The organism is Pseudomonas cucumis, from assembly GCF_030687935.1.
GTDB lineage: Bacteria > Pseudomonadota > Gammaproteobacteria > Pseudomonadales > Pseudomonadaceae > Aquipseudomonas > Aquipseudomonas cucumis.
Window position 1 is genome coordinate 6148175 of the sequence record NZ_CP117454.1, and the last position, 15673, is coordinate 6163847.

Consider the following 15673-nt stretch of genomic DNA (forward strand, 5'->3'; position numbering starts at 1 on the left):
GGTCGTTCACAACCGGCATATAACTTGCTCTCCTTCCGGCATGCCCAACGCTGGAAGCACCCATGCTCCACTCTCACCTCACCACCCTCAACGCCGTCTCCCTGGTGCTCAACACCTTCAAGGCTGAAGGCCTGTCCAGCGAGGCGTTACTGGCCGGCAGCGGCATCAGCGCGGCGGATCTGAGCCGGGCGGACACGCGCATCACCACCAACCAGGAGATGCTGGTTTGCGCCAACGCCGTCGCGTTACGCCGCGATATCGGCCTGGAATTGGGCCGGCGGATGCACGTTTCGTCCTACGGCCTGCTCGGGTACGCCTTACTCACCAGCGCCACTTTAGGTGACGCCTTGCGGTTGGCGCTGCACTATCCGGCGCTATTGGGAACACTGTTCGAGTTGAGCCTGGAGGAGGATGGCGAGCGCATCTGGCTCACCGCGGGCGACTATCGGGAAAACCCCGCGCTGGCACCATTCAATGTCGAGTTTTGCCTGGTCTCGATGAAAGTCACCTGCGAAGACCTGCTCGGCCACCCCCTGCCTCTGCTTGGCGCTCGCTTCGATTACCCGGCCCCGGACTATCAGGCGCGCTACACCGAGCGTTTCGACTGTCCGTTGCAGTTTGATGCGGCATCCAACGGATTTGCCTTCGACAAGCGCTGGCTCGAACAACCCCTGCCGCTGGCCGACGCCATCACCCACCAGGCCATGGCCGAGCGCTGTCGCAAGCAAAACACCGAGTTCACCGGGCGTCAGGCCTGGCTCGGGCGTATCCGCCAACTACTTGCTGCGCAACTCAACGCGGCTCCGGGCCTGGATGGGCTGGCAGAACAGCTTAACTGCTCGGCGCGCACCCTGCGGCGACACCTTAAAGAGCTAGGTTGTAGCTACCAGGAATTGCTCGATGAATTGCGCTTCGAGCAGGCCAAGCGGATGCTCTGCGAAGATCAACTGCCGATCTATCGGATTGCCGAGGCGCTGGGATTCAGCGAGACCGCGAGCTTCCGACATGCGTTTGTGCGCTGGAGTGGTGTGGCGCCCAGCCAGTTCAGGCCCTGACAACCCACCCCGGTAGGAGCGAGGCTTGCCCGCGAAGCTTTTGGCGCACTTGAGGACGCCTTCGCGGGCAAGCCTCGCTCAGGTCAGATGCGTCATTCGAGGGCGCCGTCGCGCCAATAAGGGGCGAATTTCGGTCAAATCTTTTGGCCGTATCGATCCCCTTTTGGCCTTTCCTGCCGTTCTCCCAATCGCCGCCCGCCGCAAGACTGTGTGCAACCGAATCAGCCTGCGGAGAACAAGAATGCTGACGATCTACTCGGACGATCACCACTTGCATCACGGCCGTTGTGAACTGATGGACGGGCAATTGATGCCCTGCTTCGAAATGCCCTCACGGGCCGACCATGTGCTGGCGCGCGTACAGTACCGCCGTCTGGGCCCGGTCGAGGCGCCGCAGGATTTCGGTCTCGGGCCGATCGAGCGCATCCACAGCCGCGATTACCTCGACTTCTTCAAAGGGGCCTGGGCGCGCTGGACCGAATTCAATACCGACGGCGACTTGCTGCCCTACACCTGGCCGGCCCGCACCTTGCGCCGGATCATGCCCACCAGCCTGCACGGCCAACTCGGCTATTACAGCTTCGATGGTGGCGCACCGATTACCGCCGGCACCTGGCAAGCGGCGTATAGCGCGGCGCAAGTTGCCCTCACGGCCCAAGCGGTGATCCAGCGCGGGGCTCGCAGTGCTTTCGCCTTGTGCCGTCCACCGGGACACCATGCCGCCAGCGATTTGATGGGCGGTTATTGCTACCTCAACAACGCTGCCATCGCCGCTCAGGCATTCCTCGATCAAGGCCACAAAAAGGTCGCGATCCTCGACGTCGATTACCACCACGGCAATGGCACCCAATCGATTTTCTACGAACGCAGCGACGTGCTGTTCACCTCGATCCATGGCCATCCAGAAGCCGAGTTTCCGTTCTTCCTCGGCTACGAAGACGAACACGGTGAAGGCGCAGGCGAAGGGTTCAACTTCAACTACCCTTTGCCCGCCGGTTCAGGCTGGGACCGTTGGAGTGCGGCGCTGGAGCAGGCCTGCAAAGAGATCGAAAAGTACGGCGCCGACATCGTCGTCGTGTCCCTGGGCGTCGATACGTTCAAGGACGACCCGATCTCCCAATTCAAACTCGATAGCCCGGATTACCTGGCGATGGGCGCGCGCATCGCGGACCTCGGCAAGCCGACGCTGTTCGTGATGGAAGGCGGTTACGCGGTGGAAGAAATCGGCATCAATGCCGTGAACGTTCTCGAAGGTTTTGAAAGCGCCCAATGAGGAATTAGAACAGATGAACCGACTCAAGCGTCTTATCGCTCCAATGCTATGTGCCACAGTGTTCAGTGGTGCCGTTCACGCTGAAGAACGTACTTTGCGGGTGTACAACTGGTTCGACTACATCACCCCCAAAGCGCTGGAAGATTTCAAGGCCCAGAACAACCAGACCAAACTGGTCTACGACATCTTCGACACCAACGAAGCGCTGGAGGCCAAGTTGCTGACCGGCAACTCCGGCTACGACGTGGTGGTGCCGTCCAACGTGTTTCTCGCCAAGCAGATCGAAGCCGGGGTGTTCCAGCCGCTGGACCGCAGCAAACTGCCGAACTGGAACCACCTCGATCCGAAGCTGATGAAGTTGATCGAAGCCAACGACCCGGGCAACAAATTCGCCGTGCCGTACATGTACGGCACCATCCTGATCGGCTTCAACCCGGACAAGGTCAAGGCGGCTTTGGGCGACAACGCACCGCTGGACAGCTGGGACCTGATCTTCAAGGAAGAGAACATCAGCAAGCTCAAACAGTGCGGCGTAGCCCTGCTCGACTCGCCGTCAGAGATCCTGCCTCTGGCTTTGCAACACCTGGGCCTGGACCCCAACAGCAAGAAGCCGGCGGACTACGCCAAGGCTGAAGCGCTGCTGATGAAGATTCGCCCGTACATCACCTACTTCCATTCGTCCAAGTACATGGCCGACATCGCCAACGGTGACATTTGCGTGGCGGTCGGTTACTCCGGCAGTTTCTCTCAGGCCGCCAACCGCGCCAAGGAAGCCAAGAATGGTGTGATCGTCGACATGCGCCTGCCCAAAGAAGGTGCGCCGATCTGGTTCGACATGCTCGCGATCCCGAAAGGCGCGAAAAACCCGGAAGACGCCTACACCTTCATCAACTACTTGCTGCAACCCCAGGTGATCGCACCGGTCAGCGACTTTGTCGGCTACCCGAACCCGAACAAGGACGCCACGGAAATGGTCGACCCGGCGATCCGCAACAACCCGAACCTGTATCCCACCGAAGCGGCGATGAGTACGCTTTACACCCTGCAACCGTTGCCTCGTGATGCCGAACGGGCACGGACCCGCGCCTGGACCAAGATCAAGTCAGGGACCTGATCCGGGCGGCGCAGCTCACACCGGGCTCCAGATCTCTTTGAGCCTCGCCAGTGCCGACTTGATAGCCGTCTCCGGCACTGCGGCGAACCCCAGGACCAGCCCCGCTCGCTGGTCCTCGGGGAGCGTCGTGTCTGGCAGCCAATAACTGCTCAGTCCATTGACCTCCACCCCGACGCTGGTGGCTTGTTCGATCAATTCGCGCTCACGGGCCGCGCTGTCGACACGTACCGTCAGGTGCAAACCGGCCGCCACACTGGGCAGCTTACCGACGCCCGGGATACCTCTAGGCCAGCCATCAAGCAAAACGTTACGCCGACTCAACGCAGCACGGCGCATACGCCGGATGTGTCGCTGGAAGTGCCCGGCCGCCATGAACTCAGCCATGACCGCTTGAGTGCTGACCTCCGAGTGCCGTACGTCCACCGCACGACGCTGGGAGAACGCCTCAACCAATCCGGGCGGCAACACCAGATAACCCAGTCTTAATGCCGGGAATGCGACCTTGCCGAAGGTGCCGACATACAGCACCCGCCCCTGCCGATCGAGTGCAGCCAACGGTGCCAGCGGTGCGCCGCTGTAACGGTATTCGCCATCGTAGTCGTCTTCGACGATCCACCCTTGGGTGCGTTCGGCCCAGGCCAACAATTCAAGGCGCCGCGCCAGACTCATGACCACTCCGGTCGGGTACTGATGCGACGGCGTGACGTAAGCTAATCGACAATCACTGAGCCCCGCCAATTCGGTGCAATCAATCCCCTCGCTATCCACCGCTATCCCGTGCAATCGCGCGCCGGCGACAGCGAACGCATGACCCGCCGCTCGATACCCCGGATTTTCAATGCCCACCCCGTCGCCAGGCTCCACCAGCAACTGTGCACAAAGGCTAATCCCCTGTTGTGCGCCACTGGTGATCACTATTTGCTCAGCGGTGCACTGCATGCCCCTCGAACTGCGCAAGTACGCAGCAATCAGCCCACGCAATCGTGCATCACCCGCAGGGTCGCCGTAACACAGTTGCTCTAAATCCGGCTTACGCCAGAAAGCCGCGTTCAGCTTGGCCCAGACCTCGAAAGGAAATAGATCAAAGGCTGGAACGCCGACACGAAATGCCCGAGGTGGGCCACTGGGAGGCAAGGTCAAATGGTTCTTTTCAACCCGGACCAAAGCACCGCTGTGGATAACTTTACTGGATGAAACCACAGGTAAATCCAGCCAATTTGTGGATAAGGCTGTGGGTAACCCTGTTGAAAACCCTGTGGATACTTTTGTGGATAATTTTTTCACCGACACCGCAGCTTGAGGCAATTGCGCGACATAAGTCCCGTCGCCAACACGCCCCTCGATGAAGCCCTCAGCGTAAAGCTGATCGTAGGCACGGACCACGCTGTTACGGGAAATCGATAACGCCGCCGCCAGATCGCGACTGGCCGGCAGTCGTGTGCCGCTGGCCAGTCGTCCGTCGAGCACTCGCACCCGTAACGCCTGATAAAGCTGACGACTCAGGCCCTGGCGGCGGTCGAGTTCGATACCCGCCGGGTTGAATGACGAGGGAAGCGGCGTATTCGACATGGTAATGGACCTGTGAAATTGGTCATTAATGGCTCTTACAACAGACCAATAGCCTGCCTAGGATGCAGACATTCGCCAAGGAAAATTTCCATGTACACGCCCAGCGCCTTTGCCATCGATGATTTGAATGAACTGCATCAGCAGATACTCGGCACTCGTCTTGCTGTCTTGGTCACCCACGGTGAACAGGGCCTGCAAGCCAGTCATCTACCTTTGCTGCTGAATGTCGACCACGGCCCGAATGGCACTCTCTACGGGCACCTCGCCCGGGCCAATCCGCAATGGCAGGAATTGCAGAACGGCGCCGAGGCGTTGGTGATTTTTGCCGGTGCCGATGCGTACATCAGCCCAGGGTTTTATCCAAGCAAAGCCGAGCATGGCAAAGTCGTACCGACCTGGAACTACATCGCTGTCCACGCCTACGGCACCGCCGAAGTTTTCAGCGACGCTGACCGCCTGCGCACTCTGGTCAGCGGCCTGACTGACCGTCATGAGTCAGGCCGCGCCAACCCATGGAAGGTCGCCGACGCTCCAGCCGACTACATTGATGGCATGCTCAAGGCCATCGTCGGTTTTGCCTTGCCGATCCAGCGTCTGGAGGGCAAACGCAAGCTCAGCCAGAACCGCAATGCTGCAGACATCGCCGGTGTGCGCGAGGGGCTGGCCGCCAGCCCTGATGTGCACGACCAGGCCCTCGCCCACTTGATGCGTTAAGGAACCCACATGAGTCAAATCGCCATCCGCCAGGTCACCGCCGACGATCACGCCGCCTGGCTGCCGTTGTGGCAAGCCTACTTGCGCTTCTACAACACCGAACTGCCCGACGCTGTCACCCGGAGCACCTGGCAGCGCCTGCTCGACCCGAGCGAACCGACCCACGGGGCGCTGGCCTGGGCCGATGGCAAAGCGGTGGGCATGGTGCATTTCATCTACCACCGCTCGAACTGGAGTATCGAAAACGCCTGCTACCTGCAAGATTTACTGGTGACGCCCGAAACCCGCGGCACCGGTGTCGGTCGCCAGCTCATCGAGTTTGTCTACACCACGGCCAAGGCGGACGGTTGCTGCGATGTCCATTGGCTGACCCACGAAACCAACGCCACGGCCATCCAGCTCTATGAGCGCATCGCCGAACGCCCGGGTTTCATCCAGTTTCGCAAAGACCTTTAAGGTTCGAGGAGAACAACATGTCGACTTCACTCGCGGACTGGAAAGGCGTTCCGCCGCCCTCGGTTCAACTGATCGAAGGGCGTTTCATCCGCCTGGAAAAACTTGACCCGGCGCGTCACGCCGACGGCTTGTGGAAAGCCCTTGAAGGCCCGGGCTCGGATCCGAAACTCTGGGACTATTTGCCTTACGGTCCTTTCCCGGAGCGCAGCGCGTTCAACGATTGGCTGAACAACCACGCGGCCAACAGCGACCCGTATTTCTTCACGGTGATCGACCGCGCCAGCGGCGACGTGCAGGGTATCCTCAGCCTGATGTCGATTGTGCCTTCTCAGGGTCGCATCGAGATCGGCCATGTGACCTTCGGCGCACCGATGCAACGTTCACCAAAAAGCACCGAGGCGGTTTACCTGCTGGCCAGGGAATCCTTTGCCTTGGGTTACCGGCGTCTGGAATGGAAATGCAATAACGGCAATGCCCGTTCCAAATATGCGGCGGAGCGGTTGGGGTTCAGTTTTGAAGGGGTTTTCCGCCAGCACATGGTGGTCAAGGGTCAGAACCGAGACACGGCGTGGTATTCGATTCTGGATTCGGAATGGCCGGCGATTGGCGCAGGGTTCGAGCGGTGGCTCTCCGATGAGAACCAGACGGAATCGGGGCAAGTGAAAACCCTGGTGGAGTGCCGCACCAGATGATCGTTCCCACGCTCCTGCGTGGGAACGATCTTTCAAACCAGTTTCTGGGCGAGCACTGCAATATGCTCCGGCCCAATCCCGCAGCAACCGCCCAAATGGCTGGCCCCGCGCTTCTGCCAATCGGCCGCCCATTGCAGATAACCCGGGGGGTCCAGATCGTCGCGCAACGGGTCCAGACCGTCATTGGCCGTGGCCTCTTTCGGCTGCGGCGGGAAGGCATTGGCGTAGGCGCCAATGTGAATCTTCACACCCAAACGTTCGAAGGTTTCCCGCGCCGCATCAATCGCAGCGCCGATCACTTCGGGCTGGCTGCAGTTGAACAGCAAGGTCTCGACGCCCAGCTCAGCCGCCACCGCGGCAGCCTCAGCCACGGGCTCACCGGAACGCAGACGCGGCACTTCGTCGGTGTCTTCATCCTTCAAGGTAAATGACAGCCAGAACGGCTTGCCGTCCTTCGGCAGTCCGGCATGGATCGCCCGTGCCTCGATAATCGAGCTCTGGGTTTCGGCCAGCCACAGGTCGACATGAGGCGCCAGGCCATTGACCAGAGGCGTCAGCAATTCAGTCACCCGCGCTGCATCGAACAGGTCCGGGCGATAAGAGCCGAACAACGGCGGCAATGAACCGGCCACCCGCACTGGTTTGCCCGCCGCATCGACTGCACGCCGGGCCAGTTCACCGGCCAATGCCGCGAGCGCCTTGCCCTCAGCGGCAAAACGCTCTTCACCAATATGGAACGGCACCACCGCGTAACTGTTGCTGGTGATCACGTTGGCACCGCTTTCGATATAAGCCGCATGCACCGCCTCTACCGCTTGCGGCGCTTCGCTCAAGGCCAGCGCCGACCACTCGGGCTGCCTGAACGGCGCCCCTCGGCGTTGCAGCTCACGACCCATGCCGCCATCCAGAATTACCGTCCCTGCGCCCATATGCTTTTCACTCATAAGCTTATGAAAATAACTCACTATCAGAGTCGTTCTTATAACTATTTAATACGCACCACCCGGTTAATAACAACCTCTTTTTTTTCAGGGATCAACTGTGAAATTTCAACCACTGCTGGCCCTTGGCCTGACGATTCTGGCTGCCTCCACTCAAGCCTTTGCGGGCGCCACCCTGGATCGCATCGAGCAAAAGAAAGAACTGGTGGGCGTGTTGATGGAAAGCTATCCGCCCTTCTCGTTCCTCAACGATCAAAACCAGCTCGACGGTTTCGACGTCGACGTGGCCAAGGCCGTGGCGGACAAACTGGGCGTCAAGCTGCGCCTTGAAACGCCGTCCTGGGATGTGATCGCCGCCGGCCGCTGGAGCGGGCGTTACGACATCTGCATCTGCTCCATGACCCCGAGCAAGGCCCGCGCCGAAGTCTTCGACTTCCCGGTCGAGTACTACGCCTCCCCTGCGGTGATCGTGGTCAACGCCAAGGATGACAGCATCCACGGCGCCAAGGACCTGAGCGGCAAAAAAGTCGGCCTCACCAGCGCCTCCAGCTATGAAAGCTACCTGAACAAAAACCTGGTGATCGAAGGCGCCGAAGACACCCAACTGCAGTACCCGTTCGAGAATGTGCAGATCGCTCCGTACGACACCGACAACGTGGCCTTCCAGGATTTGGGCCTGGGCGCTGGCGTGCGTCTGGACGCGATTCTCACCAACCTGGTGACCGCGCAACCACGCCTGAACGAAGACAAGCGCTTCAAGCTCGCCGGTGATCCGCTGTACTCGGAGCCGAACTCGGTGGCCATCGAAAAAGGCGACGCCCAGTGGGACGCCAAAGTACGTGATGTGTTTGCCCAGTTGAAACAGGACGGCACCTTGAGCAAGCTGTCGCAAAAATGGATCGGCGCCGACATCAGCAAATGACTTCTTTCCCCAAACCACCTCAGCCGCCGCAACCGGTGGCTGAGTCGTTGTTGCAACGGATTTTCGGTTTCCGCACGCGGCTGTACCTGACCTGGGCAGCGATGTTCGGCTTGTTCGCGAGTTTCTTCCTGAGCTTCGACCTGAAGTTCTCGATCATCCTCGACAAACTGCCGAATCTGATCGGCCTGCACCTGGCGCCCAACGGCTTTCTGCAAGGCGCGGCGCTGACGTTGTTCTTGTGCCTGTGCTCGATCGTGACGTCTTCCCTGTTGGGCTTCATCACGGCTTTGGCACGGCTCTCGAAAAGCGCGGTGGCGTTCGGTATCGCGAGCTTCTATGCCTCGTTCTTTCGCGGCACACCGCTGCTGATCCAGATCCTGCTGATCTACCTCGGTTTGCCGCAATTGGGCATCGTACCGGGCGCCATCGCTGCTGGCATCATCGCTCTGTCGCTGAACTACGGCGCCTACCTGAGCGAAATCTTCCGCGCCGGCATCCTCGGCGTTCCCCACGGCCAACGCGAAGCGTCACTGGCCCTGGGCATGCGCGAAACCGTGATTTTCTGGCGCGTCACCCTGCCCCAGGCCATGCGCACCATCATCCCGCCCACCACCAACCAGTTCATCTCCATGCTCAAGGACTCGTCACTGATTTCGGTGATGGGGGTTTGGGAAGTGATGTTCCTGGCGCAATCGTATGGGCGCTCGAGCTATCGCTATATCGAAATGCTCACGACCGCGGCGATTATTTATTGGTTGATGTCGATTGGACTGGAACTGATTCAGGCGCGGATGGAGCGGCATTATGGGAAGGCTTATTTGAGCCGGTAGGCGCTGCCGAAGGCTGCGATCCTTTGATCTGCGGCAGATGCCTTTTTGCCGGTGCGCTAGCCCCCCTGTCTTGAGTCGCTGTAAGAAAAGTGTTGAAGGTGGGTTCGGACAAGTCACCAGTAATCTGGCACTCATGACGCCAGAGGCTTCCTACAGTGACACTCAAGTGGCGCTGACCCGCAACGATGTGCCGCTTGAGACGGTTGCCACCTCTGCCAGCGCGCAGGCCATGGCCCGCAGTGTAGCCCCCCAAAAAACCGTGATCGCCAACGCCGCCATCGGCGCGCTACTGGCTAGCAACAAGGCCAATGCCGCCGTCGCCATTGAACAATTGGCTGCCGGTAGCATTGCTGGCTGATACTCCGCTATCGCGAGCAGGCTCCCACATTTGCCTGGTGGAATATTGGGCAAAAAAAAGGGGAGCACATGCCCCCCCGAGGTTTAAAGCGGTATATCGAGGCTGTTAACTCAGCCTTCGATCTCGATCAGAATTTCGCCCGGGTTTACCCGGTCGCCTTTGGCCACATGGATGGCGGTGACTTTGCCGGCGATAGCCGATTGGACTTCGGTTTCCATCTTCATCGCTTCGGTGATCAGCACGGCCTGGCCGGCTTTCACGGTGTCGCCTTCCTTGACCAGCACATCGACGATGTTGCCCGGCATGGTGGTGCTGACGTGGCCCGGTGCAGTGGCTTGCTTGCGCTTGCTGCTGCCGCCGCTAACGAATTCGTTGAGCGGTTCGAACACCACTTCTTCCGGCATGCCATCGATGGACAGGTAGAAATGGCGCTTGCCTTCCGCCTTGACGCCGACGCCGGTGATGTCGACGCGGTAGGTTTCGCCGTGAACATCGATGACGAACTCGGTCGGCACGCCTTCGCCGCCGGCCGACGCCACGCCGCCCGCTTCCGGAATCGGCAACAGCACTTCTGGCGTGAGGGTGCCGGCTGCGCGTTCTTCGAGGAACTTGCGACCGATGTCCGGGAACATGGCGTAGGTCAGCACGTCTTCTTCAGACTTGGCCACGGCGCCAATTTCGGCACGCAACTTGGTCATCTCCGGCTTGAGCAGATCGGCCGGACGCACGTCGATCACTTCTTCGCTGCCGATCGCCTGGCGACGCAGCTTTTCGTTCACGGTGCCCGGCGCTTTGCCGTAGCCGCCTTGCAGGTAGAGCTTCACTTCGTTGGTGATGGTCTTGTACCGCTCGCCGGCCAGCACGTTGAAGAACGCCTGGGTGCCGACGATTTGCGAGGTCGGGGTCACCAGCGGCGGGAAGCCGAGGTCTTCACGAACGCGCGGGATTTCCGCCAATACTTCGCTCATGCGGTTCAGGGCGCCCTGCTCTTTCAACTGGTTGGCCAGGTTGGAAATCATCCCGCCCGGTACCTGGTTGACTTGCACGCGGGTGTCGACGGCAGTGAACTCACTCTCGAACTGGTGGTACTTCTTGCGCACGGCGTAGAAGTACAAGCCGATTTCCTGCAGCAGTTCCAGGTTCAGGCCGGTGTCGTATTCGCTGCCTTTAAGAGCAGCGACCATCGATTCGGTGCCTGGGTGGCTAGTGCCGGAAGCGAAGCTGGAGATCGCGGTGTCGATGTGATCGGCGCCGTTTTCGATAGCCTTGAGTTGGCACATGGTGGCCATGCCAGCGGTGTCGTGCGAGTGAATGAACACGGGCAGCGATTGCTCGGCTTTCAACGCCTTGACCAGTTCGCCAGTGGCGTACGGGGTCAACAGGCCGGCCATGTCTTTGATTGCCACGGAATCACATCCCATGGCTTCCATTTGCCTGGCTTGCGCCACGAACGCGTCAATGGTGTGCACGGGGCTGGTGGTGTAAGCGATGGTGCCTTGAGCGTGTTTGCCGGCAGCTTTCACCGCTTCGATGGCAACTCGCAGGTTACGCACGTCGTTCATCGCGTCGAAGATGCGGAACACGTCGATGCCGTTAACCGCGGCCTTGGCGACGAAGGCTTTGACCACGTCGTCGCTGTAATGGCGGTAACCGAGCAGGTTCTGGCCACGCAGGAGCATTTGCAGACGCGTGTTAGGCAAGGCCGCGCGCAGTTGACGCAGACGCTCCCACGGGTCTTCTTTCAGGAAGCGGACGCAGGCGTCGAACGTCGCGCCGCCCCAGCACTCCAGCGACCAGTAGCCGACTTTGTCGAGCTTGTCGCAGATCGGCAGCATGTCTTCGGTGCGCATGCGGGTCGCGAGCAGCGATTGGTGGGCGTCGCGCAGGATTGTGTCGGTAACGTGGATTTTCTTGGTCATTGGAATATTCCTCACAGGCCTGCGTGGGCGGCGATGGCGGCGGCGATGGCCAGGGCCAGCTCTTCGGGTTTGCGCTTGATCGAGTAGTTGGTCAGTTCAGGGTGGCTTTCAACGAAGCTGGTGTTGAACTGGCCGCTACGGAATTCCGGGTTACGCAGGATTTCCTGGTAGTACGCTGCGGTGGTCTTGACCCCTTGCAGACGCATGTCGTCCAGAGCTCGCAAGCCACGGTCCATCGCCTCTTCCCAGGTCAGCGCCCAAACCACCAGTTTCAGGCACATGGAATCGTAGAACGGCGGAATGGTGTAGCCGGTATAGATCGCTGTGTCGGTGCGCACGCCGGGACCGCCGGGCGCGTAGTAACGGGTGATCTTGCCGAAGCTCGGCAGGAAGTTGTTTTTCGGGTCCTCGGCGTTGATGCGGAACTGCAACGCGAAACCGCGGTGCTGGATGTCTTCCTGTTTCACCGAGAGCGGCAAACCGGACGCAATGCGAATCTGCTCGCGAACGATGTCGATGCCGGTAATTTCTTCGGTGATGGTGTGTTCCACCTGCACCCGGGTGTTCATCTCCATGAAGTACACCTCGCCCTCGGCGAGCAGGAACTCCACGGTGCCGGCGTTCTCGTAACCCACGGCCTTGGCTGCACGCACCGACAGGTCGCCAATGTAGGCGCGCTGCTCCGGGGTCAGTTGCGGGCTCGGAGCGATCTCGATCAGCTTCTGGTTGCGACGCTGGATCGAACAGTCACGCTCGAACAGGTGCACCACGTTGCCGAAGCTGTCGCCGAGGATCTGCGCTTCGATGTGTTTCGGATTGACGATGCATTTTTCCAGGAACACTTCCGCCGAACCGAACGCCTTGGTAGCTTCGGAAATAACCCGTGGAAAGGCTTGTTCGAGTTCTTCGCGACTGTTGCAACGACGAATGCCGCGGCCGCCACCACCGGAGGTGGCCTTGAGCATTACCGGGTAACCGATGCGGTCGCCTTCGGCCAGGGCCTCTTCGATGCCCGACACGTTGCCTTCGGTTCCCGGGGTGACCGGTACGCCGGCCTTGATCATGCTGCGGCGAGCTTCGGTCTTGTCGCCCATGCGGCGAATCACTTCGGCCGATGGACCAATGAATTTGATACCGCGTTCGGCGCAGATGTCTGCCAGCTCGGCGTTTTCCGAAAGGAAGCCGTAACCGGGGTGCAACGCATCGCAACCGGTTTCCACCGCCAGGTTCACCAGCTTGCGCGGGTTCAGGTAGCCGGCCAGTGGCTCGGCACCGATGCTGTGGGCCTCGTCCGCACGCTTCACATGCAAGGCATGGCGATCGGCGTCGGAATAGATCGCGACCGAGCGAATGCCCATCTCGGCGCAGGCACGCACGATTCGTACGGCAATCTCACCACGGTTGGCAATCAGGATCTTTCTTATCACTTGGAGGTTCCCTTGAGCCGGTGGTACCCACGACCTGTCAGACCAGGTCGACGCGTGACCAAATGTTTCAATTCAGTCGCAGCTCCACACTAGCCTTCGCAAGGGATTAACAAAAATGAATAATAATTGGGTTACACATAAGCAAAGACTTATAGTTGAGGCATCAGCCTCCGCTCAGGATCTCTAGAAAATGCGTAAGTCATTGATGCGTATGACATTGCGTCAATTGCAGATCTTCAATGAAGTGTGCGACTTAAGGTCTTACAGCCGCGCCGCCGATGAAATGTCTCTCACACAACCTGCCGTGAGCCTACAGATTCGTCAACTCGAAGAGCTGATCGGCCAACCTTTATTCGATTATGTCGGCAAAAAACTCTACATGACCGAAGCGGCCGAAGCACTGCAGCGCGCTAGCCGGGACATTTTCGGGCGCCTGGAGAACCTCGATATGCAGCTGTCAGACATGCAGGGCTCATTGCAGGGCCAGCTGAAACTGGCGGTGGAATCCAGCGCCAAGTATTTCGTACCGCACCTGTTTGCCGCGTTCAAACGCCAGCATCCCGAAGTGAACCTGCACCTGACGGTGGTCAATCGTGGCCAGGTCATCCGGCGCCTGTCGGACAACCGTGATGATCTGGTGATCATGTCGATGGTCCCACAGGACATGGGGCTGGAATTCCTGCCGTTCCTTAATAATCCGATTGTCGCTGTAGCGCCGCCGGATCATCCGCTGTGCCATATGGGACCGTTGCGCTTGCAGGATCTTGAGCCCTACACGCTGCTGTTGCGCGAACCCGGTTCCGGCACGCGACTGGCCTGCGAGGAGTATTTCAAAGAGAAGCGTGTGCACTTCACCCAGACCCAAGAGGTCGCTTCGGCGGAAGCTCAGCGCGAATGCGTATTGGCGGGTCTGGGCCTGGCGCTGTTGACGCGCCACGCCCTGAACCTTGAGTTGGCGACCGGCGGATTGATCGAGTTACCGGTCGAAGAACTGCCGTTATATCGCAGCTGGTGCCTGGTGCAAGCCAAGGCCAAACGGCTGTCGCCGGTGGCCCACGCATTCCTTGCGTTTATCCGCAGCGAACGGGCGCAGATCAGCGCGTTGGTTGAGCGTTTCGACGGGAAGCTACCGGTGCCGCCTGCCAGTAGTTGAGTTCGAGGTCGTCAGGAAACTCGCCGATTTCGGCCAGAAGCTGACGGCGTTCGCAGCGATCTTCGATGGCGCGGCGAAATTCCATGCGGCGCTGATCTTCTTGCTGACGACGGGTTTTGACGGCGCTGTTGCGTTCTTCGTAGGGCTGAGCCATTTCGAGTCTCCCAAGGCGAGTACGGGAGTTACAAGATAGGTGCGAGGGATGACGGTTTGGCGGCGGGAGGGTTACAGCGGTGTGAAATTTGAAAAGCAAAAGATCGCAACCTTCGGCAGCTCCGGGTAAACGCATTCCCCTGTATGAGCTGCCGAAGGCTGCGATCCTTTGATCTTAATCGTCCAGCGCTTTCACGGACTTGGGTGACAGCCGCAAGCTGCGAAGGCTGCGTTTGACGCTTTTCAGGTGGTTGACCAGGCTCGGACCGCGGGCCATGGCCACGCCCATCGCCAGCACATCGATCACCACCAGGTGCGCGATACGCGACGTCAATGGCGTATAGATTTCGGTGTCTTCGTGCACATCGATCGCCAGGTTGACGGTCGACAACTCGGCCAAAGGGGTCTGGCTCGGGCACAGGGTGATCAACGAAGCGCCGCTTTCACGCACCAGGTTGGCGGTGATCAACAGGTCCTTGGAACGCCCCGACTGGGAAATGCAGATCGCCACATCGCTCGGCTTCAAAGTAACCGCCGACATGGCCTGCATGTGCGGATCGGAATACGCCGCTGCAGTCAGCAGCAAACGGAAAAATTTGTGCTGGGCATCCGCCGCTACAGCGCCCGAAGCACCGAAGCCATAGAACTCGACGCGCTGGGCCTGAGACATCAGCGACACAGCCCTCTGCAATTCCACCGGATCGAGTTTCTCGCGAACTTCCATCAGGGTGTGCAGGGTGGTATCGAAGATTTTCAGGCTGTAATCGGCGACCGAATCGTCTTCATGGATCGCGAATTGCCCGAAGCTCGCGCCGGCCGCCAGGCTCTGCGCCAGTTTCAGCTTCAAATCCTGAAATCCGGAGCAACCGATGGCGCGGCAAAACCGCACGATGGTCGGCTCGCTGATGCCCACGCTGTGGGCCAGGTCGGCCATGGAACTGTGCATCACCGCCGCAGGATCAAGCAGCACGTGGTCGGCGACCTTGAGCTCCGACTTGCGTAACAGGTGGCGTGACTGGGCGATGTGTTGCAGCAGATTCAAAGGGGCGGACTCTTTGTTATTGGCAGGTGCCGGGGATGTAGCAAGCTTGTAGTTA

16 protein-coding genes are annotated in these 15673 nt (G+C 59.7%); 10 read left to right on the forward strand and 6 right to left on the reverse strand.

Annotated features, from left to right (window positions below):
* Nucleotides 1-62: 62 nt before the first annotated feature.
* The 3 genes from PSH97_RS27985 to PSH97_RS27995 all read left to right on the forward strand — a co-directional run bounded on the left by PSH97_RS27985 (nucleotide 63) and on the right by PSH97_RS27995 (nucleotide 3442).
* Nucleotides 63-1055: an AraC family transcriptional regulator gene (locus tag PSH97_RS27985; protein WP_305447534.1), complete on the forward strand. Its 993-nt coding sequence runs from the start codon at nucleotides 63-65 to the stop codon at nucleotides 1053-1055.
* Between the two features lie 241 nt (nucleotides 1056-1296).
* Nucleotides 1297-2328: a histone deacetylase family protein gene (locus PSH97_RS27990; protein ID WP_305447535.1), complete on the forward strand. Its 1032-nt coding sequence runs from the start codon at nucleotides 1297-1299 to the stop codon at nucleotides 2326-2328.
* Nucleotides 2329-2341: 13 nt separating this feature from the next.
* The gene (locus PSH97_RS27995) at nucleotides 2342-3442 is read left to right on the forward strand and encodes a polyamine ABC transporter substrate-binding protein (RefSeq protein ID WP_305447536.1); all 1101 of its coding nucleotides are present in this window, start codon (nucleotides 2342-2344) and stop codon (nucleotides 3440-3442) included.
* 15 nt (nucleotides 3443-3457) lie between these two features.
* Here PSH97_RS27995 and pdxR read toward each other — a convergent pair whose 3' ends face one another.
* A complete protein-coding gene (gene pdxR / locus PSH97_RS28000; RefSeq protein ID WP_305447537.1) occupies nucleotides 3458-5011 on the reverse strand; it encodes a MocR-like pyridoxine biosynthesis transcription factor PdxR in 1554 nt (517 codons plus the stop codon).
* A gap of 90 nt (nucleotides 5012-5101) precedes the next feature.
* On the opposite strand from pdxR, the gene PSH97_RS28005 reads away from it, so the two are divergent.
* Genes PSH97_RS28005 through PSH97_RS28015 form a run of 3 tightly spaced genes read left to right on the forward strand, consistent with a single transcriptional unit; the run spans nucleotide 5102 to nucleotide 6873 of the window.
* Nucleotides 5102-5725, forward strand: a complete 624-nt coding sequence (locus tag PSH97_RS28005) for an FMN-binding negative transcriptional regulator (protein ID WP_305447538.1) — start codon at nucleotides 5102-5104, stop codon at nucleotides 5723-5725.
* 9 nt (nucleotides 5726-5734) lie between these two features.
* Entirely contained in the window at nucleotides 5735-6181 is a 447-nt protein-coding gene (locus PSH97_RS28010; protein ID WP_305447539.1) for a GNAT family N-acetyltransferase, read from the forward strand.
* A gap of 17 nt (nucleotides 6182-6198) precedes the next feature.
* The gene (locus PSH97_RS28015; RefSeq protein ID WP_305424339.1) at nucleotides 6199-6873 is read left to right on the forward strand and encodes a GNAT family N-acetyltransferase; all 675 of its coding nucleotides are present in this window, start codon (nucleotides 6199-6201) and stop codon (nucleotides 6871-6873) included.
* Nucleotides 6874-6905: 32 nt separating this feature from the next.
* Here the strand turns inward: PSH97_RS28015 and PSH97_RS28020 are convergent, their stop codons facing one another.
* Nucleotides 6906-7802, reverse strand: coding sequence for a homocysteine S-methyltransferase family protein (locus tag PSH97_RS28020; protein WP_305449882.1), 897 nt, complete (start codon nucleotides 7800-7802; stop codon nucleotides 6906-6908).
* Nucleotides 7803-7914: 112 nt separating this feature from the next.
* Here PSH97_RS28020 and PSH97_RS28025 point away from each other — a divergent pair, with 112 nt between their 5' ends.
* The 3 genes from PSH97_RS28025 (at nucleotide 7915) to PSH97_RS28035 (ending at nucleotide 9924) form a co-directional block, all read left to right on the forward strand.
* Entirely contained in the window at nucleotides 7915-8736 is an 822-nt protein-coding gene (locus PSH97_RS28025) for an ABC transporter substrate-binding protein (protein ID WP_305447540.1), read from the forward strand.
* Entirely contained in the window at nucleotides 8733-9566 is an 834-nt protein-coding gene (locus tag PSH97_RS28030; protein ID WP_305447541.1) for an amino acid ABC transporter permease, read from the forward strand. The genes PSH97_RS28025 and PSH97_RS28030 overlap by 4 nt, the downstream gene beginning before the upstream one ends.
* Before the next feature lie 133 nt (nucleotides 9567-9699).
* Nucleotides 9700-9924 (forward strand): hypothetical protein, encoded by a 225-nt coding sequence (locus PSH97_RS28035; RefSeq protein ID WP_305447542.1) that lies wholly within the window; start codon nucleotides 9700-9702, stop codon nucleotides 9922-9924.
* Between the two features lie 110 nt (nucleotides 9925-10034).
* Here PSH97_RS28035 and oadA read toward each other — a convergent pair whose 3' ends face one another.
* Both oadA and PSH97_RS28045 read right to left on the reverse strand, forming a co-directional pair.
* Nucleotides 10035-11843, reverse strand: coding sequence for a sodium-extruding oxaloacetate decarboxylase subunit alpha (oadA, locus tag PSH97_RS28040; RefSeq protein WP_305447543.1), 1809 nt, complete (start codon nucleotides 11841-11843; stop codon nucleotides 10035-10037).
* Nucleotides 11844-11854: 11 nt separating this feature from the next.
* Entirely contained in the window at nucleotides 11855-13270 is a 1416-nt protein-coding gene (locus PSH97_RS28045; RefSeq protein WP_305447544.1) for an acetyl-CoA carboxylase biotin carboxylase subunit, read from the reverse strand.
* Nucleotides 13271-13475: 205 nt separating this feature from the next.
* Between PSH97_RS28045 and PSH97_RS28050 the strand changes: the two genes are divergently transcribed.
* A complete protein-coding gene (locus PSH97_RS28050; protein ID WP_305449883.1) occupies nucleotides 13476-14423 on the forward strand; it encodes a LysR family transcriptional regulator in 948 nt (315 codons plus the stop codon).
* Here the strand turns inward: PSH97_RS28050 and PSH97_RS28055 are convergent.
* Nucleotides 14365-14577, reverse strand: a complete 213-nt coding sequence (locus tag PSH97_RS28055; RefSeq protein WP_305447545.1) for a PA3496 family putative envelope integrity protein — start codon at nucleotides 14575-14577, stop codon at nucleotides 14365-14367. The genes PSH97_RS28050 and PSH97_RS28055 overlap by 59 nt on opposite strands.
* A gap of 174 nt (nucleotides 14578-14751) precedes the next feature.
* Nucleotides 14752-15618: a transcriptional regulator HexR gene (hexR, locus tag PSH97_RS28060; RefSeq protein WP_007896526.1), complete on the reverse strand. Its 867-nt coding sequence runs from the start codon at nucleotides 15616-15618 to the stop codon at nucleotides 14752-14754.
* Nucleotides 15619-15673: the final 55 nt, after the last annotated feature.